This window comes from Spirillospora sp. NPDC127506 (genome assembly GCF_040302145.1).
Classification (GTDB): Bacteria; Actinomycetota; Actinomycetes; order Streptosporangiales; family Streptosporangiaceae; genus Spirillospora.
In genome coordinates, this window is sequence record NZ_JBEORG010000022.1 from 1 (window position 1) to 22,164 (window position 22,164).

Annotated in this window: 24 protein-coding genes; 13 read left to right on the top strand and 11 right to left on the bottom strand. The window is 71.6% G+C overall.

The window, feature by feature from the left end; all coding sequences use genetic code 11:
* The first annotated feature begins 252 nt into the window (after nt 1–252).
* Nucleotides 253–987, top strand: a complete 735-nt coding sequence (locus tag ABTW95_RS21020) for an SMI1/KNR4 family protein (protein WP_500227143.1) — start codon at nt 253–255, stop codon at nt 985–987.
* 117 nt (nt 988–1,104) lie between these two features.
* Here ABTW95_RS21020 and ABTW95_RS21025 read toward each other — a convergent pair whose 3' ends face one another.
* The 5 genes from ABTW95_RS21025 to ABTW95_RS21045 form a co-directional block, all read right to left on the bottom strand.
* A complete protein-coding gene (locus ABTW95_RS21025; protein WP_396445562.1) occupies nt 1,105–1,377 on the bottom strand; it encodes a hypothetical protein in 273 nt (90 codons plus the stop codon).
* A gap of 34 nt (nt 1,378–1,411) precedes the next feature.
* Complete coding sequence (locus ABTW95_RS21030; protein WP_396445561.1) at nt 1,412–1,819, bottom strand: DUF5709 domain-containing protein; 408 nt, start codon at nt 1,817–1,819, stop codon at nt 1,412–1,414.
* 112 nt (nt 1,820–1,931) lie between these two features.
* On the bottom strand, nt 1,932–2,438 hold the full coding sequence (msrA, locus tag ABTW95_RS21035; protein WP_396445560.1) for a peptide-methionine (S)-S-oxide reductase MsrA: 507 nt from the start codon (nt 2,436–2,438) through the stop codon (nt 1,932–1,934).
* Nucleotides 2,435–2,899, bottom strand: a complete 465-nt coding sequence (gene msrB / locus ABTW95_RS21040) for a peptide-methionine (R)-S-oxide reductase MsrB (protein WP_500227144.1) — start codon at nt 2,897–2,899, stop codon at nt 2,435–2,437. The genes msrA and msrB overlap by 4 nt, the downstream gene beginning before the upstream one ends.
* Nucleotides 2,900–3,292: 393 nt before the next feature.
* Nucleotides 3,293–3,781 carry a carboxymuconolactone decarboxylase family protein gene (locus ABTW95_RS21045; protein ID WP_396445558.1) on the bottom strand — a complete coding sequence of 163 codons (489 nt, stop codon included), beginning with the start codon at nt 3,779–3,781 and terminating at the stop codon, nt 3,293–3,295.
* A gap of 540 nt (nt 3,782–4,321) precedes the next feature.
* On the opposite strand from ABTW95_RS21045, the gene ABTW95_RS21050 reads away from it, so the two are divergent.
* Together ABTW95_RS21050 and ABTW95_RS21055 are read left to right on the top strand one after the other, a co-directional pair.
* Nucleotides 4,322–4,951: a TetR/AcrR family transcriptional regulator gene (locus tag ABTW95_RS21050; RefSeq protein ID WP_396445557.1), complete on the top strand. Its 630-nt coding sequence runs from the start codon at nt 4,322–4,324 to the stop codon at nt 4,949–4,951.
* 237 nt (nt 4,952–5,188) lie between these two features.
* On the top strand, nt 5,189–6,025 hold the full coding sequence (locus tag ABTW95_RS21055; RefSeq protein WP_500227145.1) for an LLM class flavin-dependent oxidoreductase: 837 nt from the start codon (nt 5,189–5,191) through the stop codon (nt 6,023–6,025).
* A 54-nt stretch (nt 6,026–6,079) separates the two neighbouring features.
* Here ABTW95_RS21055 and ABTW95_RS21060 read toward each other — a convergent pair whose 3' ends face one another.
* A complete protein-coding gene (locus ABTW95_RS21060) occupies nt 6,080–6,673 on the bottom strand; it encodes an ASCH domain-containing protein (protein WP_396445555.1) in 594 nt (197 codons plus the stop codon).
* 145 nt (nt 6,674–6,818) lie between these two features.
* Between ABTW95_RS21060 and ABTW95_RS21065 the strand changes: the two genes are divergently transcribed.
* Together ABTW95_RS21065 and ABTW95_RS21070 are read left to right on the top strand one after the other, a co-directional pair.
* Complete coding sequence (locus ABTW95_RS21065; RefSeq protein ID WP_396445554.1) at nt 6,819–7,244, top strand: MmcQ/YjbR family DNA-binding protein; 426 nt, start codon at nt 6,819–6,821, stop codon at nt 7,242–7,244.
* Between the two features lie 75 nt (nt 7,245–7,319).
* Nucleotides 7,320–8,087 (top strand): aldo/keto reductase, encoded by a 768-nt coding sequence (locus ABTW95_RS21070; RefSeq protein WP_500227146.1) that lies wholly within the window; start codon nt 7,320–7,322, stop codon nt 8,085–8,087.
* 48 nt (nt 8,088–8,135) lie between these two features.
* Here the strand turns inward: ABTW95_RS21070 and ABTW95_RS21075 are convergent, their stop codons facing one another.
* The gene (locus ABTW95_RS21075; RefSeq protein WP_500227147.1) at nt 8,136–8,597 is read right to left on the bottom strand and encodes a MarR family winged helix-turn-helix transcriptional regulator; all 462 of its coding nucleotides are present in this window, start codon (nt 8,595–8,597) and stop codon (nt 8,136–8,138) included.
* Nucleotides 8,598–8,747: 150 nt separating this feature from the next.
* Here ABTW95_RS21075 and ABTW95_RS21080 point away from each other — a divergent pair, with 150 nt between their 5' ends.
* The 5 genes from ABTW95_RS21080 (at nt 8,748) to ABTW95_RS21100 (ending at nt 13,813) form a co-directional block, all read left to right on the top strand.
* A complete protein-coding gene (locus ABTW95_RS21080) occupies nt 8,748–9,809 on the top strand; it encodes an LLM class flavin-dependent oxidoreductase (RefSeq protein WP_500227148.1) in 1,062 nt (353 codons plus the stop codon).
* Nucleotides 9,806–10,429 (top strand): NAD(P)H-dependent oxidoreductase, encoded by a 624-nt coding sequence (locus tag ABTW95_RS21085; RefSeq protein WP_500227149.1) that lies wholly within the window; start codon nt 9,806–9,808, stop codon nt 10,427–10,429. Before ABTW95_RS21080 ends, ABTW95_RS21085 begins: the two co-directional genes overlap by 4 nt.
* 22 nt (nt 10,430–10,451) lie before the next feature.
* Nucleotides 10,452–11,207, top strand: a complete 756-nt coding sequence (locus ABTW95_RS21090) for a class I SAM-dependent methyltransferase (protein WP_500227150.1) — start codon at nt 10,452–10,454, stop codon at nt 11,205–11,207.
* Nucleotides 11,208–11,295: 88 nt separating this feature from the next.
* Nucleotides 11,296–12,684 (top strand): DUF4419 domain-containing protein, encoded by a 1,389-nt coding sequence (locus ABTW95_RS21095; RefSeq protein ID WP_500227151.1) that lies wholly within the window; start codon nt 11,296–11,298, stop codon nt 12,682–12,684.
* A gap of 49 nt (nt 12,685–12,733) precedes the next feature.
* Nucleotides 12,734–13,813 (top strand): hypothetical protein, encoded by a 1,080-nt coding sequence (locus tag ABTW95_RS21100; RefSeq protein WP_500227152.1) that lies wholly within the window; start codon nt 12,734–12,736, stop codon nt 13,811–13,813.
* A gap of 39 nt (nt 13,814–13,852) precedes the next feature.
* Here the strand turns inward: ABTW95_RS21100 and ABTW95_RS21105 are convergent, their stop codons facing one another.
* The 3 genes from ABTW95_RS21105 to ABTW95_RS21115 form a co-directional block, all read right to left on the bottom strand.
* The gene (locus ABTW95_RS21105) at nt 13,853–14,563 is read right to left on the bottom strand and encodes an alpha/beta fold hydrolase (RefSeq protein WP_500227153.1); all 711 of its coding nucleotides are present in this window, start codon (nt 14,561–14,563) and stop codon (nt 13,853–13,855) included.
* Nucleotides 14,560–15,516 carry an alpha/beta hydrolase gene (locus ABTW95_RS21110; protein WP_500227154.1) on the bottom strand — a complete coding sequence of 319 codons (957 nt, stop codon included), beginning with the start codon at nt 15,514–15,516 and terminating at the stop codon, nt 14,560–14,562. The genes ABTW95_RS21105 and ABTW95_RS21110 overlap by 4 nt, the downstream gene beginning before the upstream one ends.
* Nucleotides 15,517–15,596: 80 nt before the next feature.
* Nucleotides 15,597–18,341, bottom strand: coding sequence for an AAA family ATPase (locus tag ABTW95_RS21115; protein ID WP_500227155.1), 2,745 nt, complete (start codon nt 18,339–18,341; stop codon nt 15,597–15,599).
* 289 nt (nt 18,342–18,630) lie between these two features.
* Here ABTW95_RS21115 and ABTW95_RS21120 point away from each other — a divergent pair, with 289 nt between their 5' ends.
* From ABTW95_RS21120 to ABTW95_RS21130, 3 genes are all read left to right on the top strand, one after another.
* On the top strand, nt 18,631–18,828 hold the full coding sequence (locus ABTW95_RS21120; RefSeq protein ID WP_396445543.1) for a VOC family protein: 198 nt from the start codon (nt 18,631–18,633) through the stop codon (nt 18,826–18,828).
* Nucleotides 18,829–18,898: 70 nt separating this feature from the next.
* A complete protein-coding gene (locus ABTW95_RS21125; protein ID WP_500227156.1) occupies nt 18,899–20,278 on the top strand; it encodes an MFS transporter in 1,380 nt (459 codons plus the stop codon).
* A gap of 41 nt (nt 20,279–20,319) precedes the next feature.
* A complete protein-coding gene (locus ABTW95_RS21130; RefSeq protein WP_500227157.1) occupies nt 20,320–21,759 on the top strand; it encodes an arylsulfotransferase family protein in 1,440 nt (479 codons plus the stop codon).
* On the opposite strand, the gene ABTW95_RS21135 is transcribed toward ABTW95_RS21130, so the two are convergent.
* Nucleotides 21,760–22,164 carry an RNA-binding S4 domain-containing protein gene (locus ABTW95_RS21135; RefSeq protein WP_500227158.1) on the bottom strand — a complete coding sequence of 135 codons (405 nt, stop codon included), beginning with the start codon at nt 22,162–22,164 and terminating at the stop codon, nt 21,760–21,762.

Genomic DNA, 22,164 nt, shown 5'->3' on the forward strand with positions numbered 1-22,164 from the left:
CACTGGGGTTCCGCAACCTGACCAACTACATCGCCAGATCACTACTCGAGACCGGCGGCTTCAAACCGCAACTACACCCTCGATCGTGAAGAGCCGGTTATGGACCGGGCTGGCGAGCAGGATGTGGTGCGCAGGTCTGCGTGACGTGCGGCGATCTGTGCGTCGCGCAGGTCGATCCCCGACGCAACCCGAGCGCCCGCCCACGCTGGGTGAGGTAGTTGCGCGTCGGGGGCGGCGTCTAGAGTCTGCGTCGTGAGTGAGACTGGAGCCGATGTCGACGAGCGCGTTGCCGAGGCGTGGGGGCGGGTCGAGGCGGGCCTTGGCCGCATCCTGCCGGATTCCCTGCGGCAGCTCAACGCGCAGGCCACGGCACAGGAAATCAATGCAGTGGAGGCTGCCTTGGCGATCCCGCTGCCCCGGGATTTCCGCGCTAGTCTCCGCATTCACAACGGAACCGACCCCGGCTCGAGTTTGCCACTCCCTGCGCCCAGCCCGGTACCACTGACTTATCTCTGCGACACCAACGCGATCATCGAGATGACCCGGATGTGGCGCGACAACCATCATCCGGAGCCGGAGTGGGACGATCCTCAGGTCTGGGCATACCTGGTCGAAAGAAAGATGCTCTGGCTGAACGGGCCGGTACGGCCGATCATCGGTTCGCCCGACGCAGTGGTCGTGGGCGACATGAACGGTGATGTGCAGTGGCTGCTCGACTTTGATCCGGCCCCGGGAGGAACGCCCGGACAAGTGGTTCGGGTTGACGTCGAATGCGCCTCATGGGACGTATTGGCTCCGTCTTGGACACAGCTGCTCGTTCGCTACGCCGAAGATCTGGAACTGTACGCGGCTGATCCTGATAGCTCGAAGCTGAAGATCGATCACCTCGGACCGGCCTGCGAATGGGGCAGCACACCGGCGGACTCATGGGGAATGCGTCCCGCATGGCTCCAGGACGTCCAACCTCGAAGTCCGTACGCGACGTGATTGCCCTCGTGCAACCGTCCTCACGCACCCGACGCCGCCCGCCGGTGTGTCCGACGAGCAGTCGGCGCGGGGTTGCATGGCCTCGGCGGCTGCCATGCGTTGTCGGCTCTAATGGGATTACGTCCTGACGGAGTACCACGTCGCTGCGGCGCGGAGGAAACGGAGAACCCTTTCCGCCGGCACCTCGCACGGGCGGAGGACGGGCCCGTCGGACGTGATCCAGACGTTAGCGCCGAGCTGCTCGCCGTCGCCGAGGCGCTCCGCGTTGAGGGAGATCACTTTGCCTTCCGCGCGAGTGACGCGGGTGACGCCCCACGACTCGCCGTCCACTTCCGCGCGAGTCCATCCCTCCGGGATGGCCCCGATCAGCGCACCGAGCTCCTGGTCCATTTGCCTCCCTCTCGCCGGGCCGGTAGTTCGCGGACTATTCGTCGGGGACGATGTGAATCGCCGCCTCTTCCGCGGAGGCGCCCGCGGCGTCGATGCCGACGTCATCGGCTTGAAAGTCCGACGACGGGTCACCGGCATCCTGGGGAGCCCAGACGAGCCGTCCCGCCCTCAAGTCGCCGACCTGGTCGTCGATCGGCTCGCCGTCGGTATCGGATGTGTCGCCGATCCCGTCGCCGGCCTCGTCGGCTGTGAGGTCGGGAACCTCACGGGCAAGTCTCTGGCCGAGTGGTTCCTTCGTACCGGCCTCGTAGGCGGTGAGCCCCCAAGCCCGGCTTCCGATCGGGTGGTCCGGGGGCGAGTAACCCGGACCCTCGACGTCTTCGCCGAGCTCATCGGCATCGAGACTTTCCTCTGCCGGGAGCAGGTTTTCGTCGTCGTCCATGACGCTCCTCTGTTGCCGCCGCGGCGGCGTCTGATGCAGCCGATCGAATGCCCGGGGCCGACCGCCTCGGCATGGGCCGACCCGCGGACCGCGGGTCCGCGGGTCGGTGGTGTCAGGCCGTCGACCGCTTCGGGAGCTTCCACCCGGGACGGGGGAAGTGGCAGGTGTAGCCGTTGGGGTACTTCTGCAGGTAGTCCTGGTGCTCGGGCTCGGCCTCCCAGAAGTCGCCCGCCGGGGTGACCTCGGTGACGACCTTGCCGGGCCACAGGCCCGAGGCGTCCACGTCGGCGATCGTCTCCTCGGCGACGCGCTTCTGCTCGTCGCCGATGTAGAAGATCGCTGAGCGGTAGCTGGTGCCGATGTCGTTGCCCTGGCGGTTCTTCGTCGTCGGGTCGTGGATCTGGAAGAAGAACTCCAGCAGCGCCCGGAAGTCGGTCTTGTCGGTGTCGTAGACGACCTCGATGGACTCCGCGTGGGTGCCGTGGTTGCGGTAGGTGGCGTTGGGGACGTCGCCGCCGCTGTACCCGACGCGCGTGGACACGACGCCGGGCTGGCGGCGGAACAGCTCCTCCATCCCCCAGAAGCAGCCGCCGGCGAGGATTGCCTTCTCGGTGGTCATGTCGTCTCCTTACTCGTGAACAGGGTCCGGTACCCGCCATACCCTGCTTCCGCCAGGTCGTCGAGGTGGATGAACCGCAACGACGCGGAGTTGATGCAGTAGCGCAGGCCGCCCTTGTCTGCGGGGCCGTCAGGGAAGACGTGGCCCAGGTGGCTGTCGGCGTGCAGCGACCGGGCCTCCACCCGGATCATCCCGTGGCTGGAGTCGTCGCGCTCGACGACGTTGGTCTTGTCGATCGGCTTGGTGAAGCTCGGCCAACCGGTCCGGCTGTCGAACTTGTCGACCGACGCGAACAGCGGCTCGCCGGAGACGACGTCGACGTAGATGCCGGGCTCGTGGTTGTCCCAGTAGGCGTTGGCGAACGGGCGCTCGGTGCCGTCCTGCTGGGTCACGCGGTACTGCTCCGGATCGAGCTGCGAGACGGCTTCCGGGTTCTTGTGGTACTGGGTCTGCCGTGGCACGGCTCTCCCTTCCCGACCTTGCGGTGTGGAGCTTGGGAACCAGGCGAAGCGCACCTGGACGCACATGTACAGACGCTCCACAGTCCCGCCATATTCCCGTACGACTGGACTTTACAGTCCATTGATCGTATCTGGGGCGTGTCCGACCGGGGCGCCCGGACGTCTCCTGACGCCGCGAGGCGCGACCTCACTGGGAGAGCACGGGAGGTCAAGCAAACAGCCGCCCCCGTCGAGTGCCCACAGGTGGCGGGCGTGGCCGAGCTGTCATGGACGTTCGAGTCCAGATCAACTAGGAGATCGGGCCGGTCGCTGATCAAGGCTTCCGGGCCGGCCGGTGCCCGGTCTCCGCACCCCGGCAAGCCGGTCGCTCGCGTGCCACTACGGGCGGGTCCGCTACTCCGGCCGCGACGTGAATCCGGGGGTGGCGCCCTCGGCCAGCTTGAGCCGGGTCCAGACGTTCATGTTGATGACGATCCCGATGATCTCGAGGATCTCCTCCGGCGAGAAGTGCTCGGCGAGCGCGTCGTGCCGGGCACCGAAACCGTCGGCGACGGTCGCGTCCGCGACGCGGGTGAGCGCCTCGGTGTAGGCGAGGGCGGCGCGGGCCGCGTCATCGTGGAAGTCCGTCTCCCACCAGGCGGTCAGAGTGTCGATCACCGGCCGGGGGACGCCGGCGTCGCGTGCCGCCTCGTAGTGAAGGTTGAGGCAGTAGGTGCAGTTGTTGATCTGGGATACCCGCAAGCGCAGGAGCTGGGCGAGCCGGCGCTCGATGCGCAAGTGGGCCTTGTAGCCGAAGGTGTCGGCGCCGTGGCGGGCGAGTTCGGCCAAATCCTCGTTGGCGGAGCTGTCGACCCGCCGGTTGGTGGTGGTCACGTCGCTCATCTCGGTACTCCTTCCGGCATCGGTGAGCTCCCAGCGAAGGTACCCAGACACGTTGTTGGACTCTGTAGTCCGGATCAAGGTGCGGTACAGGCTGAGGTAAACCGGAGTTATTCGGCGGCCCGCGCCAATATCCGGAGGCCAGCCTGCCGCGTCCGCCATCGGAGCCGTACGGCATCACGGTGTGCCCATCGACCGCATTCGTGCGGCGAGTTCAGGTCCGTTCAGATCAAGCTCGCGTACGTGGCAAGCAAAGTGGACTTGACCGACCAGTTCTTCTGTGGCCAGGTTCGGGCGCCTGGTGAGGGCGATCGTGATGACGGACGAGGCCGCGGGAACGGCCGGGATGCGCGCTGGGCAATGACACTCGGGGCTGTCGGCGGTCCAGCGGGTGTCGGCCTCACCGACTGGACCCGCGACGGCACCTTGGCTGAGGCGATCGCGGTCGGGGCACCGTCCCACCGCCGAATGATCCGATCTAGATGACCGAGGGGCATCGTCAACGCCGAAGGAAGCCGCACCTAGGCCGGTAGCCTTGCCTGCGTGACCGGGCCAGAGAGTGCCGAAAAGGGGCGGAGGCTGACCCGCCGCGGCGCGGCGACAAGGCGGCGCATCGTCGCCGCCGCAGCCGAGCTCATGTACATGAAAGGGGTCAGCGCGACCACTCTGGACGAGGTCCGCGCCGCGAGCGGCACGAGCAAATCTCAGCTCTACAACCATTTCGCCGACAAGGAAGAACTGGTCCGCGCCGTAGTCCTGCTCCGCGCGCAAGAGATTATGGAGCGCGAGCACGCGGCGCTGCAGCGCCTCAGGTCGTTCAATGGCCTGGTCCGGTGGAGGGACGCACTCGTCCAGCGCAATTCGCTGCAGAAAGGCGCATACGGCTGCATCCTCGGTTCTCTCGCCGCGGAGGTCTCCGACCAGGACGAAGTCGCCCGCTCAACGCTGGCGGAGACTTTCGACCAGTGGGAAAAGCTCATCGAGACCGGGCTGCGTCGCATGCAGGACGCCGGGACACTCGCCTCCGAAGCCGACCCCCGGAAGCTCGCGGTCGGGCTGATGGCGGCGCTGCAAGGGGGCTACCTGCTGGCCCAGACCGCCCACGACGTCACGCCCATGGAGATCGCGCTCGACATGGCGCTCGACCATGTCCGGATGTTTCTTTCGACTTGATGCGTCTGCACCTGGGTCGCCAGACCGACCGCCCTACGCCGTAAGCCCTGAACTCGACGACGCCGCCCTGTCACCTCGCCACATGCCTCAGGCGGGCGGACGCGAGCTCCGGAATGGTGGATGGTGTCGGATCGGGGCGGGGGTGCGTTCGTACCAGGAGTGAGACGCCGACCGCGCTGCTGATCACGGCGCACTGCCATGCGTCGACCAGACCCGACTACCGACTTGGACAGGACGATGACCGATTCGACGGCGACCAGCGGAACCAGGCCCTTCCGATTCGGGGTCGTCGCCCCGATCACGGCGGACCTGCGGACGTGGCGAGACCAGGTGCACCGTATCGCCGACAGCGGCTACTCCACGCTGCTGATGCCCGACGTTCCACGATGGCAGCCGGCGCCGGCCCCTACGCTGGCCGTCGCGGCCAGCCTCACCGACCTGCGGGTCGGCTCCTGGGTGTATGCCTCACCGCTGCGTCCGGCGTGGAGCACCGCGTGGGAGGCGCACTCGCTGTCGGTGCTCACCGAGGGTCGCTTCGAGCTGGGCATCGGCACCGGCAGGCCCGGTATCGAGGACGAACTCCGCGAGCGGGGACTGCCCGTCCCACCACCGGCCGAGCGGTTGGCCCAGGTGCGCGACACCGTGGCGGAGCTGCGGGAACTCGACGGTCCCGACGTGCACACGCCGGTCGTGGTGGCCGTGCGCGGGCCGAAGGCCCGGGCTCTGGCCGCAGAAGTCGCGGACACGGTCGCGTTCGCGCTGATGCCGGGAGACGATCGGGCCGCGATCACCCGCGTGGTGCGCGGCTTCCGCGCCCTCGCCGCCCGGGACGTCGAACTGGCGCAGCACGTGGCGGTGGTCGGCGACGCCGTCGCGCCGTTCATGGCGTCGCCCGACACCGACCCTGCGGCGCTTCGCGCGGTGGACTCGCTGGCAGTGCTGCCGGACGACCCCGCGGCGGCCGCCGAGGAGGTCCAGCGCCGACGGGACGAACTCGGGATCTCCTACTTCGTCTTCGGCGCCGGCGCCGCCGAAACGCTCGCACCCGTCGTGGCCGGGCTCGCCGGACGCTAGGCGGGTCGACTGACACCGGCAAGTGGACAACCATCACGGAACAGCCTGATGAAATCACTCCCCCGACGACCGCAGGTAGGCCATCAGGGCCTTCCCGCGCGGCGACAGGCGGTAGCCGGTCTCCAGGCTTTCGGTGAGGCCCAGGGCCTTAAGGCGGCGGACGTCGGACTTGAACGGGAGCTTGTCCCGGTCAAGGCGTTCGGCCAGGTCCATGGCGCGCAGGCCGGGGTGTTCCTCGATGAGCCGGAGGACCTCGCGGGTCCAGGGGGCGCGGCGGCTGCGGGCGTCGACGGCGTCCAGCTCGGCCTTGAGGCCGGCCAGTTCCCGGTCGGTCAGGTCGGCGTCCGCGGCCAGTTCCGAGCGGGGGTCGGGGCCGCCCAGGTGGAGCATGACGCGGTGGTAGCCGCCCTCCTTGCGGCTCTTGGACAGGGCGGTGAGCAGCGCCTCGCGGTCCTGGAACCCCGAGCGCAGCGCGTCCTCCTCGGTGATCTCCTCGGGGGTGACGGGCGTGACCGAGTCGATCACGACGATCCCCGCCCAGGTGCGCTGGGTGCTGCCCGCGCGCACCCGGGGTTGTGCCCACACCCGGAACACCCGGTCGATCCGCCCGCCCGCGATCCCCTCAAGGACCTCCCGCCTGAACAGCATCGTTCCTCCCGCTGGTACGCCCGCCTCATGGAGATGCCCGGTTTCGGCATGCCGCCACCCACCGGTGCCCAGCCTCGGGTATCCGCGCAGCATTACCGGCTCACACCCCATGGAGGGCGGGTCCCGCAGCGCCTACGCTGACACCATGACGGACGACGCGGACCGTCCCGCCCGGGTCGAGGACGTGCACGAACTCGCGCTCGCCATGCCGCATGTCACCATCTACCCCGGCACCGAGGACAAGCCCGTCTACCAGGTCGGCGGGAAGTCGTTCGTCTTCTTCCGGAACCCGCGGCCGGACGCCGTCGATCCCGTGAGCGGCGAACGGTACCAGGACGTGATCGTTTTCTGGGTTCCGTCCGAAGAGGACAAGCAGGCCCTCGTGCAGGACCAGTCGTCGCCGTTCTTCACCACCCCGCATTTCAACGGCCACCGGTCCGTGCTGCTGCGGGGAAGCCGCGTCGGCGAGCTCAGCCGCGGCGAACTGGCGGAAGTCGTCCAGGACGCGTGGCTCTCGCGCGCGTCGAAACGCCGTGCGGCGGAATGGCTCAAGGCCCATCCGCCGGCGTGACCGCCGTCACCGGCGGTGCCGAGCCGGGACGCGACGTCCCGGTACGGGCACCGGCGCCGGGGCAGAATGCCAGGCATGACTCAGACTGTGGATCTCGCCGGGGGCACCGCACTGCCGTTGATCGGCTTCGGGACGTGGCAGCTGCGGCCCAAGGCGGCGTACGAGTCGGTGCGTGCGGCGCTGGAGATCGGTTACCGGCATGTCGACACGGCGACGCTGTACAAGAACGAGGCGGACGTCGGCCGGGCGGTGAAGGACAGCGGCCTCGACCGGGAGCAGGTCTTCATCACCACCAAGCTGCGCCCGCAGGACGCGCGCCACGCCCGCCGCACCCTGGAGTCGAGCCTCCGGCTGCTGGACACCGACTACGTGGACCTCTGGCTGATCCACTGGCCGACCGGCCGGGACGAGTTCATCTCGACATGGCAGGAGTTGCTGGCCGCCAAGGATGCCGGTCTGGCCCGCAATGTCGGGGTCAGCAACTACAGCCCGGCACAGATCGACATGCTGACCGACGCCACCGGGCGGCAGCCGTCCGTCAACCAGATCCCGTGGAGCCCGGCCCAGCACGACCCGGCCTTGCTGGACGAGCACCGCCGCCGCGGGATCGTCGTCGAGGGCTACAGCGGGCTGAAGAACACCGATCTGCGCGATCCGGTCATCACCGAGATCGCTCAGCGGTACGGGGCCACGCCCGCCCAGGTCGTCCTCCGCTGGCATCTGGAGCACGGCATCGTGATCCTGCCCAGGTCTTCGCGCCGCGAGCACATCGCCGCCAACTTCGACCTGGACGGCATCGCCCTCACCAAGGAGGAGGTCGCCGCGATCGACTCGCTCGCATGATCCGGCGGCCGGCCGGAGCCGAGTAGGCCCCGCCTTCTCCGCACGGCATCACTTCTGCGCCGCTTCGTCGTGCTCGGGGTCGAGGAGGGCCCAGATCTCGGCGAGGGCGCGGAGGTGGTCGTCGGTCAGGCGGCTGAAGAACAGTTCGCGCAGATCTTCGTGATGCCGGCGCCGTGCCCGGCGCGTCAGCGCCCGTCCCTCGCTCGTCAGGGTCGCGTCGAAACCGCGGCCGTCGACGGCCGACCGGCGCCGTTCGATCAGCCCCCGGCTCTGCAGGCGGTCGGCGAGGCGCGTGAACCCGCCGCTGGACATCAGGCGGCGCTGGGCGAGCTCCGTCATGCGCATGCCGCCCGGCCCCGCCTCGTAGAGCAGGGACAGGACGCTGTACTCGGCCATGCTCACGTTCAACGTCGCGAGGCCCGCCTCCAGCGCGCGCCAGAGCCGGTCGTGAGTCAGCAGGAACCCCCGCCAGGCCTCCTGCTCAAGGTCTCGCAGACCCTCGGTCGCCATAGGCCGCACCGTATCCGGATGCCATCGCCCCGACCAACCGGAAATATTTGCCTGCGCAGACAAGTTGTTGCGGAGGCGCCGGGGCACGACCGCTCCGGACCGGCCGCACCGCCGAGGCCGGCGGCGGGCCGGCGACAGAGAGGACCGGACATGGCATTCGAGATCGGCATCATGACGTTCGGCGAGATCACGGAGGACCCCGTCACCGGCGCCGTGCCGTCCCCGCGGCAGCGCGCCCGCGAGACCATCGAGCAGGCGGAGGTCGCCGACCAGGCCGGGCTGGACGTGTTCGGCGTCGGCGAGCACCACCGCGGCGACTTCGTCGGGTCCGCCCCGTCCATCCTGCTGGCGGCCGCGGCGGAGCGGACGGAGAACATCCGGCTGACGAGCTCGGTCACCGTGCTCGGCTCGGAGGACCCGGTCCGCGTCTGGGAGCAGTTCGCGACGATCGACCTGCTGTCGGCCGGGCGCGCCGAGATCATCGCGGGGCGCGGCTCCTACACCGAGTCCTTCCCGCTCTTCGGCTACGACCTCCGCGACTACGGGGACCTCTTCCGCGAGAAGCTCGACCTCCTGCTCAAGATCCGCGAGCAGAACCCGCTCACCTGGCAGGGGCGGTTCCGCCCCGCGCTGGTCGACGCCGACATCGCGCCCCGCGCCGACGGCGAGACCATCCCGATCTGGGTGGGCGTCGGCGGGTCGCCGGCGTCCGCGATCAGCACCGGACGGCTCGGCCTGCCCATGGCGCTCGCGCTGCTGCTGGGGCCGCTGACCTTCCACGAGCAGACCGTCGACCTCTACCGGCGGTCGGCCGCGGAGGCGGGGCACGACCCGGACGCGCTCCCGATCAGCATCAACGTGCACGGGTACGTCGGGCGCACCAGCCGGCAGGCGAGGGACGTCATGTACCCCTACTTCGCGAAGGGCATGGCGGAGAACAACCACCAGCGGGGCAAGGGGCTCCTCATTCCCCGGGCCGCCTTCGACGCGCAGGCGTCGCCGAGGGCCGGCCTGCTGGTCGGGAGCCCGCAGGAGATCATCGACAAGCTGCTCACCTACCACGAGCTGTACGGCGTGACCCGCGCCATCATCCAGATGGGCTTCGGCGGGATGCCGCAGAAGGAGCACCTGGAGGCGATCGAGCGGCTCGGCACCGAAGTGGCGCCGGTCGTGCGCCGCGAAATCGCTTCGCGCGAAAGGAGCGCGGCATGACCACGGCAGCGGCGATCGAAAGGGACGCGCACATGGACGCGCACATGGACGGGGCGGTGCTACGGGTCGTCGTCGTCAACGGCAGCCCGAGCCGCCCGTCCAAGACAATGGGGCTCGTGGACGTCGTCCTCGACACGCTGGAAAAGATGCTCCCGATCGAGACGTCCCGGATCGACGTGTACGGCCTCGGGCCGGGATTCACCGGGGCGACCGAGCGCGACGGCGTCCCGCCCGAGATCGAAGCCGCGCTCCGGCTCGCCGAGGAGGCCGATTTCCTGATCGCGGCGGCACCGGTGTTCCGCGGCTCCTACCCCGGCATGTTCAAGCACTTCTTCGACCTCATCGACCAGTACGCGCTCGCCAACAAGCCCGTCCTGCTCGCCGCGACGGGCGGCGGCGACCACCACGCGCTCGTCCTGGAGCACGCCATGCGCCCGCTCTTCGGCTTCTTCCAGGCCCTGACCGTCCCGGTCGCGGTCTTCGCCTCCGCGGGCGACTTCGACGGGACGACGCTGCTCAACCCGCGTGTCTACGGCCGCATCCAGACGGGCCTGACGGACGTGGCGGACCTCCTCCGGAGCCGCGCGACCGGCGTACGCACAACCCCCGGCGGCGGGTGACGGCGGGAAGTAGCCTTGGCCGGTGTTCTCGGCTCAAGGTCCTTCCCTGCGCGAACTGGCGATCCAGGCGTTGTCGTCGGTCGAGCGCGGCTACGACCTGCTCGCGCCGAAGTTCGACCACACGCCGTTCCGCACGCCCGACGGCGTTCTCGACGCGACCGCCGAGGCGTTGCGTCCGCTCGGGCCGTTCGGTGACGGGCTGGACGTGTGCTGCGGCACCGGCGCCGGCATGCAGGTGCTCGCCTCCGCCTGCCGGGGACGGATCACCGGCGTCGACTTCAGCGCCGGCATGCTGGCCCGGGCGCGCACCGCGCACCCGGAGGCCGAATTGGTGCGGGCGGACGTCCGGGCCCTTCCTTTCGCCGGGGCTTTCGACCTCGCGGTCACGTTCGGCGCGCTCGGGCACCTGCTGCCCTCCGAACGGCCCGCGCTCTTCTCCGGCGTGCACCGCGCGCTGCGGCCCGGCGGCGTCTTCGCGTTCCCGATCGGCGCGCCTCCGCCCATCGGCTCGTTCTGGTACTGGGCCCTGCTCGGATTCGACGTGACCATGCGCATCCGGAACGCCGTGTGGCGTCCGCCGTTCGTCATGTACTACCGCACCTGCCCGCTGAGCGCGGTGCGCGACGACCTGGCGGCGGCCGGATTCACCGTGACGACGCGCCCTCTGGCAGCCCTCGGCCGACGTGAGGACGGCAGCCCGCGCTACCGGCTCGTCCTCGCCCGCAAATCCAAACGCAGGCTCTGGTTAGGGTTCGAGGATGGTCAGTTTCCGGGTTGACGACGTAACTCCGGCCGAGGAGAAATTGCCTGTGCTGGCGGTCGGGGATTTGTTCCCGGACGCGCTGGTGTTCGGCGGAGATCCGGCAATGCCCGTACTGGAGAACGACGGAGTGCAGCCGCTCCTCAGCGCCGTGGGGCGGGCGTTCGCCGGGCACCGGCCGCTGGTGCTGTCGCCCGATGCGGTTTGGCTGACCATCATGCAGGGGCTGGCCCAGCACGTGCGGTTGAACTCCGAGGAACTGCGGCCGCGGCTGGTCGGCCACGCCGGGAAGAAACGGCTTTCCGTCGTCGTCGACGGGGCCATGCCCGCGGACGCCGATTCCTGGCAGGTCCTCGCGGAGGAGTTCGAGAAACTGCTCCTGGACGAGATCGGCCCTGCCGCGCCGTTCGAGTGCGACTTCTCCACCAGTACCCAGGTCGAGCGGATGGCCGGGCGGGTCGCGCTCCTGGACGTCTACTCGCCGTACTTCGCACTGTGGGTGACGTTCGTCTGCGGCATCCCGTCCATCACGCTGACCGGCACGGTCGAGGACTGGCGGAAGATCCGGGAGCGGGTGGACGCGGTCGCCGCGTTCGGGCTGGAGGCGTGGTGCCGGTCGCTGGCGCCCATCGCCGACCAGTTCGTCCGGGCCGCGCAGGGCGATGTCGACGTCGAGTTCTGGCGGCGCATCTACAGCCCGATCGACGCCTACGGCGGTGAGGTGATCACCGGGTGGGCGGCGCGCTTCTACCCGTACCTGGAGTCCGACGGCGAGGTCGGCATGCCGAACCCGCTGCTGGAGCTGCCGATCGACGAGCCGCGGGACGCGATGACCGAGCGCGGCTTCTACCACGGTCCGGGCATCCGCAGCGACGCCGTGCCGGCCGCCCTGTCGCGGGTGGTCGTCAACGTCAACGACCGGGCCGGCGGCGAGAACCGGGCCGTGGCCCTGCACGCGGGCCTGGTGGGCGTGGCGCAGGACGGCGGCGGCGCGCTGCGGCCGGCCGCCGGCTGGTACCTGGCCCCGGCGGCGGTCGAGATCGACGACGTCGCCGACCGGATCGTCCGCGAGCACGACGCCGCCCCGGCCGAGGACTGGCGGTCGTTCCGCATGCCGGCCGACCTCGTGGCGCTCTACCGGCGCATCGGGCGGGCGACGCTGTTCGGCGGCGCGTGGCGGCTGCGTCCCGCGGACGGCCACCGGTACGTCTGGCGCGGGGAGGACCGCCGCTCGCTCGCGACGGTCATCGATCTCGCCGACGGCAGGAGCATCGCCGCCGCCGTGGACGAGGCCACGGGCACGACCCACTGGATCGCCTGCCGCGTCGAGGCGGACCCGTCGTCCTCGAAGCTCCGGCTGGTGGACGACCCGGCCGACGTCCCGGTGTACGGCACGTCGCTCGCCCTGCTGCTGGACGCCGCCCTCGACTCCGGCGGCGACATCTCGCACCTGGAGACCGGCCGCCTCGACCAGCTGGACGCCCGAGGGCGATGACGGGTCGGTCGGTGACCGGCTGACCGGGCACGGCTATACAGTCAGGTGCGTGCAAGAGGTCGAAGTCGATTTCGGAGCCGGGCCAAGGCGAATCGTGAAGTCGACTCGCGTGCTCGACCTCACTCCAGGCGACGGCGGGCTCACCCCCTCCGAGGGGCCGATCGACTGGTCTCAGTTGGACAAGCTTCCGGAATGTCTCACCGTTCAGTGGTCCGGCCCCGAGCGCGGCATCATCGACGCGCTCGCCGCGCGTCCTGATATCCGATTCCTGTACTGGAGCGATGCCTCCGGCGACATCGACCTCACTGCGACCCACGTCGGGACGGTCCGGCTGGACGGCGCCCGGCTGCGCAGCATCCGCCTTCCAGAGTCGGTGACCTCGCTGCTCCTGCAGAAACCGCCGGCGACGCTGCGGGTCGACGCGCCCGATTCGGGCCGCGGGCTCGACCTGCGGTTCTTTCCGTACGGGCCGGACGTTGTCATACCGGACGGTCTGCGAGGCGTGTCCAAGCTGTGGCTCTGGGTCGGAGGGGCCGTCTCCGCCAGGACCCTGGCAGAGCTGACCGGCCTGGAAGAGCTGACGATCACGTTCGGTGATCCACCCGGTGTCGCCACCGACCTCGACGTACTGCGCACATTCGAGCGCCTCCGCTCGCTGCAGCTCGATGACGCCTACGGCCTCGCCCCGGAAGAGCTGCCGGACCAGCCGTCGCTGCGGCACATCGAACTCCAGGGAACCAGCCGGACGATCGCCGTCGCCGTCGAGGCGCGGTTCGGGGGCCGCGGAGTCGACGTGACGATCATCGGCGCCAAGTCGGAGGCGTGGCTGTCGGCCCACATGGACAACCCGTTCCGGGACTGGGTGAAGGACTCCGAAGCATTCGCTACGGCGGCATGCGAAGCCTTCGACCGCGCACGGCGAGCGATCGGGCCATCCGAAGATCGGGACGCCGCCGAACGGGCCCTGCATCGCTTCGTCGCCGACCTGAACGCGATCCAGTCCGAGTACGGCATGATCGAGACGGATTATCGCGAGCAGGCCTGGGATGCATACCGTGGCCTGGCCGAACGGGCCCACGTTCCCGTCCGGCAGGCCGGCCGGTGGTTCGACGAGGCCCGCCGTTTCTGACCTCTGCCGTGGCCGGTGAGGCCGGGCCGGATACGGGTTTCAGGCGCACGCTTCGAGGATCGCGGTGGTCACCGCGTCCGGTTCGGAGACGGCCAGGGCGTGGGAGGCGCCGGGGATCTCCTGGGTGCCACGGGACGAGGCACGGCCGGCCATGAAGTGCATCAGGGCGGCCGGGATGTTGCGGTCCTCGGAGCCGAACACGAACCAGGACGGGATGGTGCGCCACGCCGGCTCGTCCACGGAGAGTCCTCCGGTCAGCGCGCGTTCCGTCACCGGGCGCTGGGTGGCGGCCATCAGGGCGGCCTCGTCCGCGTCCAGGTCGGCGCAGAACTGGGCGTGGAACTTGTCCGAAGCGATCCGGAGCTCGTTGCCGCCATCTGTGAGCGGGTAGCCGTCCAGTGCCGCACCGAGCGTGCTGCCCTCGAACTTCTCCGACAGCATGAACGCGGTCTCGTCCGTGTCGGGTGCGAAGCCCGCGACGTAGACGAGGGCCTGGACGGCCGGGAGCCCGGCGGCCGCCTCGGTGATGACCATGCCCCCGTAGGAGTGCGCGGCCAGGACGACGGGACGGTTCAGGCCCGCGACCACGTCGCGGACGTAGGTGCCGTCGCCGGGGACGCTGCGCAGCGGGTTGCCGGCCGCGACGGCGTCGTATCCGCGATCGTTCAGGCGCTCGATGACGCCGTTCCAGCTCGCCGATTCCGCGAAGGCTCCGTGTACGAGGACGATGGTGGGACGGTCGGTGCTCATGGGTTCGCCTTTCCGAGGGCGGTCTTGAGGACGTCGATGGCCTGGGCGGTGGCGGCCCGCGCGGCATGGGTGTCGCGGACGGTGTTGAGCATCATGAAGTCGTGCAGGATGCCGTTGTAGCGGACGCTGGTGGTCGGGACGCCGGCCTCGGTGAGCCGGCGGGCGTACGCCTCGCCCTCGTCGCGCAGCACGTCGTTCTCGTCCACGATGATGAAGGCGGGCGGGAGTCCGCGCAGGTCGTCCAGTGTGGCGCGCAGCGGTGAGGCGGTGACCTCGGTCCGCTGGACGGGGTCCGGGGCGTAGGCGTCCCAGAACCACGCCATCGCATTGGCGGTCAGGTACGGGCCGCCGGCGAACTCGCGGTAGCTGCCGGTGTCCCGCCCGGCATCGGTCACCGGGTAGTACATCGACTGGTGGACGAACCGGACGTCGCCGCGCCGCTTGGCCATGATCGCCAGCGCGGCGGTCATGTCGCCGCCGACCGAGTCGCCCGCGACGGCCAGCCGGGACGCGTCCAGGCCCTCGTCCGCCCCGGACCGGGTGATCCACTGCGCGGCGGCGTACGCCTGCTCGATCGCGACCGGGTAGCGGGCCTCGGGCGAACGGTCGTACTCCACGAACACGACCGCCGCGTTCGCCCCGGCCGCCAGTTCGCGGACGAGCCGGTCGTGGGTGCCCGCGTTGCCCAGCACCCAGCCGCCGCCGTGCACGTACAGCACCACCGGCAGCGGGCCGGACGTCCCGGTGGGTTTGACGACGCGCACCCGGACGTCCCCCACGTCCGCCGGCACGGTGATCCACTTTTCGTCCACCTCGGGCAGCGGCACCGGTGCGGCCTGCAGGTCGTCCAGGACCTTGCGGGCCTCGTCCACGGGCAGCTCGTAGATGAACGGCGGCTTGGACGTCGCGTCGGCGAAGTCCCTCGCAGCCGGTTCCAGAATGTGGTTGCTCATGCCGACAACTGTCGTCGGGCGAAAGCCCCTGGGGACCAGGGTGGGGCACGGGCCTTGTCCCTAGCGGACGGGGCCTGGGATCAGGCCCGGCCCGTGGCGGAGGTGCGCTGGAGTTGCCTCCGCGAGGTGATCCCGAGCTTGCCGAACGTCTTGCGCAGGTGCCATTCGACGGTGCGCGGGCTGATGAAGAGCCGTGCCCCGATCTCGGGGTTGGTCAGCCCTTCCCGGACGAGCCGGACGATCTGGGCTTCCTGCGGGGTCAGCTCACCGGCGGTCTCGACGGCACGTTTGCGGACGTGCTCACCGGTGGCCCGCAGTTCGGTCGCGGCCCGTCCAGCGAAGGCCTCCATGCCCATCGCGGTGAACGACTCGTAGGCGGCGCGCAACTGCTCGCGGGCGGACCGCTGGCGGCGCCGCCGCCGCAGCCACTCCCCGTACAGCAGGTGGGCCCGGCCGAGTTCACCGGGGACGCCGGCGCGCCCGAGCCGGTCGATCGCCTCCCGGTAGTGATCCTCGGCGGTGGCGCCGTCGCTCATGAGCGCCCGGCACCGGGCGTGGACGCCCAGTGCCCAGTCCGTACCGGCCGGGACGGTCGCCTCGCCGAGGTGCCGGAGGGCGACGGCGGCGTCCCCGGGCCTCCCGGCGCGCGTCGCCGCCTCGACGTACTCGACCAGCGCCCACGGCCCGGTGCCGATGGCCGCCGGGCGGTCCTCACCGGCCTCCGGGACGGCGGCGAGCGCGTCCCGGTAGCGGCCGAGGCCGTTGCACAGCACGGCCTTCGCCCACGCGCCGACGGTGAGCGCGTTGCCCTCGCCCCGGCGCCGCGCCTCCGCCGCGACGGTCTTCATCAGCCCGGCGAACTCGGCGCCGCGGCCCTGCCACGCGGCGACGAGCAGGCCGCCGTAGGGCGGGACGGGGATCCCGATCGCCTCCGACACCGTCGCGACCTCCTCGACCAGCGAGGCGGCGGCGGCCAGCTCGCCGGCGAACACGGCCACGGCGACGTGCTGGGTGAGGGCGAAGGGCAGCGCGGCGGTCTGGCCGGACTCCCGGGCCAGCCGGACGTGCCTGGCCGCGAGCACCGACCAGGTCTCGTGGTCCCACAGCGTCGAGGCGGTCACGCCGGCCAGCCAGAGCCAGCGCAGGCCGTCCTCCTCCGGCAGGTCCGGGCGGCGGAAGACGCGCAGCGCGGGCTCCAGCATCGGCATCCCCGCGGCGAGGCCCTCGCTGATCCGCAGCGCCATGCCGTCGAGGAGGAGGTCGGCCGGCCGCGGGGCGCCCGGAGGCGGCGGCGCGGACCGGGCGGCCGCGGCCGTCTCCGCTTGACCTACGCCGTCGGCCAGCGGGCCCGCGAACAGCGCCGCGCTGATCGCTTCGAGGTAGGTGTCCCGGGCCGTCGGCACGTCGTGCGGTTCGAGCCGGCCGGCCGCCCTGAGCAGCAGGCGGGGCGCGTCGCGGCCCCGGTCGACGGCGAAGGCGATCTCGGCGCGCAGCAGGTCGACCTCGCCGCGCAGCCGCCGGTCGAGCGGCCTGACCTCGGCGACCGACAGCAGCCGCAGGGCGGCGTCGGGCGTGCCCGCCTGGTGCGCCGCCCACGCGGCGGACAGGGCTCGCTCCTGCCGCCGGACGGGATCGGGCGTCAGCTCCACCGCCCGCGTCAGGAACGCCGCCGCCGCGGCGAGCCCGCCGCGCGCCCGCGCCCGCCCGGCCGAGCGTTCGAGTTCGGCCGCGACGTCCTCGTCCGCGGCCGGCGCGCCCTGCGCCGCGTGCCAGGCGCGGCGGTCGGGGTCGGCGCGCTCATCGGTCACCTCCGCCAGGACGCGGTGGACGCCGCGGCGGTCCTCCGGTGACGCGGCCCAGTACACGGCGGAGCGGACCAGCGGGTGGCGGAACCGCACCCGGTCGCCGATCTCGACCAGCCCGGCGGCGATCGCGGGGGTCGCGGCCTGGATGCCGATCCCGAGCCGGTCGGCCGCCCGCCACAGCAGCACCGGCTCGCCGCCCGGTTCCGCGGCCGCGGCCAGCAGCAGCCGCCGCGCGGCCGGCGGCAGCCCCGCGACGCGCCGCTCGTAGATCTCCTGGATGCGGCCCGCGAGGGCGCCCGCGCCCGGCACCCCGAACCCGCCCGCGAGCTCGGCGCGCGTCGCCTCCTTCGGCAGCTCCAGCAGCGCGAGGGGGTTGCCGCGCGCCTCCGCGACGACCCGTTCGAGGACCCGCTCGTCCCACGGGCCGGGGACGACGGAGCGCAGCAGCGCCCGCGCCTCGTCGTCGTCCAGGCCGGCGACCGCCAGCTCCGGCAGCCCGGTCAGCTCGTCCGGCTCGTCCGGCTCCCGGACCGCGAAGACGATCGCGACCGACTCGGCCTCCAGCCGGCGGGCGGCGAACGCCAGCGCCTGCACCGAGGCGCGGTCGAGCCAGTGCGCGTCGTCCACCACGCAGGCCAGCGGCTGCTCGCGGGCGGCGTCGGCGAGCAGCCCGAGGACGGCGAGACCGACGAGGAACCGGTCGGGGGCGCGCCCGGCGCTCAGCCCCAGCGCGGCGCGCAGCGCCTCGCACTGCGGGTCGGGGAGGCGCTGGAACCGGTCCGACATCGGCGCGCACAGCTGGTGGAGGCCCGCGAAGGCCAGCTCCATCTCCGACTGCACCCCGGTGATGCGGACGACCCGGAACCCCGGCGCCCGGTCGACCAGGTACTCCAGCAGCGCCGTCTTCCCCACGCCCGCCTCGCCGCGGAGCGCCAGGGCCCGGCTCTCCCCGCTCCGGACGGCCTCCAGCAGCTCGTCCATCTCGGCGCACTCGCCGCGCCGGCCACGCAACACGGTCACCACCGCCACTCGATCAGCCGGCCCCCGGGCACCGCCGGACCGGCGCCCGCGTCGCGGCCCATGACGGCCGTGTACCGCCCCCTCACCGAATCACTCAGCCGGACCGCCTGCAATACCCGCCCATGACGACTTTGTGGGGATACGGCGACCTTTCCGTCCGCGATCCCGTGGCACAGGCATCCGGACTACGGCACCGTGCCCTCGCCGCTGAGGCGCCCACCCTCCCGGGCAGTCGGATCGGCACTTAGCCCTGTCGGCGCCGTCCGGGCGGGGCGGGGGCGGGCAGGCCATGCCGGACGGGCGGGTGCCCGAGCCCGGCGGGTGGAACCGCATCTCGCTGACGGTGGACGACATCGAGGCCGAGGTCGCGCGGCTCACCGAGGCCGGGGCCGTGTTCCGGAACACGATCGTCGACGGGGTCGGCGGCAGGCAGGTGCTGGTGGACGACCCGTCCGGCAACCCCGTGGAGTTGTTCCAGTACAAGTAAGGCACGACATACCTGGTCGGCGTACGGGCACTAGTGGTTGGTGACATCCACCCCACGGCCGTGGACACGGGTGACCAGTGCCCTCACGGACCGGTTCGGCGGGAGGCGGCGTCCCCGCATCGTGCTGCTGCTGGCGTGCGTGCTCGCCCTCAACACCGCCGACACGGGGGTCGTCGGGGCGATCGTCCAGGAGCTGCGCCACTCGCTGGACATCGGGAACACGCAGGTCGGGGTGCTCACCGCGGCGCCGGCGGCGATCGGCGCGGTGGCGACGGTGCCGGTGGGGCATCTGACGGACCGGGTGGCGCGGGTGCCGCTGCTGGCGGGCAGCATCGTGCTGTGGAGCCTCGCCATGATCGTCGGGGGGATGGCCGGCTCGTACGAGTGGCTGCTGGTGTCGCGGGTGGCGCTGGGGGCGGTGACGGCGACGGCGGGGCCCACGGTCGCGTCGCTGATCGGCGACCTGTTCCCGCCCGAGGAGCGTGCCGCGACGTGGGGGCGGATCCTGGCCGGCGAGCTGGTCGGGGTCGGGTTCGGGCTGATCGCGGGCGGCAACATCGCCGCGTTCCTGAGCTGGCGGTTCGCGTTCTGGTTCGTGGCGGTGCTCGGGTTCGTGCTGGCCGTGCTGCTGTGGCGGATGCTGCCGGAGCCGGCGCGGGGCGCGCAGGCCGCCGCCGGGCGGGGGGAGGAGCCCGCGCAGCGGCAGGTGGACAGGTCGGGCGTGGAGGCGGATCCGCGGAACGTCCTGGACACCGATCCGGAGCGGATGCCGCTGCTGGAGGCCGCCCGGTACGTGCTCCGCATCCGCACCAACGTGATCATCATCGTGGCGTCGGCGATCGGCTACTTCTTCTTCGCGGGCCTGCGCACCTTCGCGATGGTGTTCGTCATGGAGCGCTACTCGATCAGCCGCGCCGAGCTGTCGGCGTTCATCCCGGTCATCGGGCTGGCCGCGCTCGCGGGGGTGCTCACCGGCGGGCGGCTCGCCGACCGGCTGGTGGCGAAGGGCGTGGTCACCGCGCGGGTCGGCGTGCCGGGGGCCGCGTTCGCGGTGTCCGCGCTGCTGTTCGTCCCCGGCCTGCTGACGGGCGAGGCGGTCATCGCGCTGCCGCTGTTCACGCTCGCCGCGGCAGCGCTCGCCGCCGCGAACCCGCCGCTGGACGCGGTGCGGCTGGACGTCGTCCACTTCCGGCTGTGGGGGCGCGCGGAGGCCATCCGGACGATCGTGCGCATGGGTGCGGAGGCGGTGGCGCCCGTCCTGTTCGGCTGGCTGTCGGGCGCGCTGGACGGCGGCCGGGAGTCCGCGACCGGCCTGGACCGGGCGTTCCTGCTGGCGCTGCTGCCGCTGCTGCTCAACGGGCTGCTGCTGGTCCGGGCCCGGCACGGCTACCCGAAGGACGTCGCGTCGGCGCTGGAGTCCGAGCGCCGCTTCGCCGACGGGCGGCGGTGACTCTTATGCGGTTCTCATGATTTGCGGGTAAACAGAGCCGCATGAGCGTGTCACGTCGTGCATTCCTGGTCTCCGGTCTGGTCGGAGGGGCGGCCCTCCTCAGCGGAGCCCGGTCCGTCCCCCCGCCCCCCGCCGAACCGGAGGCGCCCGGCGGCTACGCCACCATGCCGGGCGTGCGGCCGCCTGCCCTGCAGGCGCGGCGGCTCGGCCCGACGGAGGACGGCCTGCTGTTCCTCGCCCCGTTCCGCGGGACGGGCTCCGCCGACGCGCTCATCGTCGACGACACCGGCGAGCCGGTCTGGATCCACCCGTCGGAGCAGCTGATCACCGACCTGCGGGTGCAGACGTTCGAGGGCGAGCCCGTCCTCACCTACTGGGAGGGCGAGCGCAGGGCGGGCGGGCACGGGGCGGGCACCGGCGTGCTCCTCGGCCGCGACTACCGGCGCGTCGCCGAGGTCCGGACCGGGAACGGGGTGCGCGGCGACTTCCACGAGTTCACGCTGACCGACCGCGGGACGGCCCTGATCATCGCCTACCCGCAGGTCACCGCGGACCTGCGGCCGATCGGCGGCCCGCGCGCGGGGCACGTCCTCGACAACCGGGTCCAGGAGATCGACGTGCGGACGGGCAAGGTGCTGCTCGACTGGAGCGCCCTCGACCACATCGACATCACCGAGACCCGCGCGGCCCTCACGAAGGACGCCGACGGCACGAAGGGCAAGGCGTTCGACCCCGTCCACGTCAACTCGGTGCAGGACGACGGGGACAGGCTGCTGCTGTCCGCCCGCAACACCTGCGCCCTCTACTCGCTCGACCGGCGGACGGGCGCGATCCGCTGGCGGCTCGGCGGCCGGCGCGGCGACTTCGCGCTCGGCGGCGACGCCGCGTTCGCCTGGCAGCACGACGCCCGCAGGCGGCCGGACGGGACGATCACGCTGTTCGACAACCACATCGCCGAGGCGGGCGACGGGCCGTCCCGGGGGCTCGTCCTGCGGGTCGACGAGGAGCGCCGCACCGCGGACCTCGTCCGCGAGTTCGCCGACGGCCGGACCTACGGGCAGTACATGGGCAACATGCAGATGCTGCCGGGCGGGAACGTGCTCGTCGGATGGGGTTCGACGCCGGCGATGACGGAGTTCGCCGCGGACGGGAGGGCCGTCCTGGAGATCACGGGGATCGGCGACGGCTCCTACCGCGCCTACCGCGCCGCCTGGTCCGGGCGGCCCGCCGCGCCGCCCGAGGTGGCGGTGACGCCGCTGCCGGGCGACCGGATGCGGGTCCAGGTGAGCTGGAACGGCGCGACCGGCGTCGCCCGGTGGCGTTTCATCACCGGCTCCGCGCGCCGCCCGGTGGTCGCGAAGACCGTGCGGCGCACGGGCTTCGAGACGGCGGTGATCCTCGCCCGCTCCCCGGACGTCACCGCCGAGGCACTGGCCGCGGACGGCGCCGTCCTCGGCCGTGCGCGGTCGCGGGGCGTGTGATCAGTCGTCCTTCGGCGGATTGTTCAGGATGCGGTAGCGGTCGAGGATGCGTTCCAGCTCGCGGCGCTCGCGCTTGGTGGGGCGGCCCGCGCCGCGCTCGCGGCGGCCGACCGGGATGAGCGCCTCGCGCGGCGGCGGGGGCGGGCTCTTGTCGATCAGGCATTCCTGCGCGGCGGGCGCGCCGACCCGCTTGCGGACGATCTTCTGCACGACGACGACGCGTTCGCGCCCGTCATGGCGGAGCCGCACCGTGTCGCCCGGCTTCACCGCGGTGGACGGCTTGGCGCGCTCGTCGTTCACGCGGACATGGCCCGCCCGGCACGCGGTCGTCGCCATCGAACGGGTCTTCAGCAGCCGCACGGACCAGATCCACAGGTCGACCCGCACGGACCCCTCGTCGCCCAT

Coding starts and splice junctions, on each gene's coding strand:
- ABTW95_RS21080 (WP_500227148.1), top strand. CDS start 8,748: ATGGCATTCGAGATCGGCATCATGACGTTCGGCGAGATCACGGAGGAC.
- ABTW95_RS21065 (WP_396445554.1), top strand. CDS start 6,819: ATGACGGACGACGCGGACCGTCCCGCCCGGGTCGAGGACGTGCACGAA.
- ABTW95_RS21105 (WP_500227153.1), bottom strand. CDS start 14,563: ATGAGCACCGACCGTCCCACCATCGTCCTCGTACACGGAGCCTTCGCG.
- ABTW95_RS21025 (WP_396445562.1), bottom strand. CDS start 1,377: ATGGACCAGGAGCTCGGTGCGCTGATCGGGGCCATCCCGGAGGGATGG.
- ABTW95_RS21095 (WP_500227151.1), top strand. CDS start 11,296: ATGCCCGTACTGGAGAACGACGGAGTGCAGCCGCTCCTCAGCGCCGTG.
- msrA (WP_396445560.1), bottom strand. CDS start 2,438: ATGACCACCGAGAAGGCAATCCTCGCCGGCGGCTGCTTCTGGGGGATG.
- ABTW95_RS21055 (WP_500227145.1), top strand. CDS start 5,189: ATGACCGATTCGACGGCGACCAGCGGAACCAGGCCCTTCCGATTCGGG.
- ABTW95_RS21130 (WP_500227157.1), top strand. CDS start 20,320: ATGAGCGTGTCACGTCGTGCATTCCTGGTCTCCGGTCTGGTCGGAGGG.
- ABTW95_RS21085 (WP_500227149.1), top strand. CDS start 9,806: ATGACCACGGCAGCGGCGATCGAAAGGGACGCGCACATGGACGCGCAC.
- ABTW95_RS21110 (WP_500227154.1), bottom strand. CDS start 15,516: ATGAGCAACCACATTCTGGAACCGGCTGCGAGGGACTTCGCCGACGCG.
- ABTW95_RS21030 (WP_396445561.1), bottom strand. CDS start 1,819: ATGGACGACGACGAAAACCTGCTCCCGGCAGAGGAAAGTCTCGATGCC.
- ABTW95_RS21075 (WP_500227147.1), bottom strand. CDS start 8,597: ATGGCGACCGAGGGTCTGCGAGACCTTGAGCAGGAGGCCTGGCGGGGG.
- ABTW95_RS21135 (WP_500227158.1), bottom strand. CDS start 22,164: ATGGGCGACGAGGGGTCCGTGCGGGTCGACCTGTGGATCTGGTCCGTG.
- ABTW95_RS21120 (WP_396445543.1), top strand. CDS start 18,631: ATGCCGGACGGGCGGGTGCCCGAGCCCGGCGGGTGGAACCGCATCTCG.
- ABTW95_RS21070 (WP_500227146.1), top strand. CDS start 7,320: ATGACTCAGACTGTGGATCTCGCCGGGGGCACCGCACTGCCGTTGATC.
- ABTW95_RS21045 (WP_396445558.1), bottom strand. CDS start 3,781: ATGAGCGACGTGACCACCACCAACCGGCGGGTCGACAGCTCCGCCAAC.
- ABTW95_RS21060 (WP_396445555.1), bottom strand. CDS start 6,673: ATGCTGTTCAGGCGGGAGGTCCTTGAGGGGATCGCGGGCGGGCGGATC.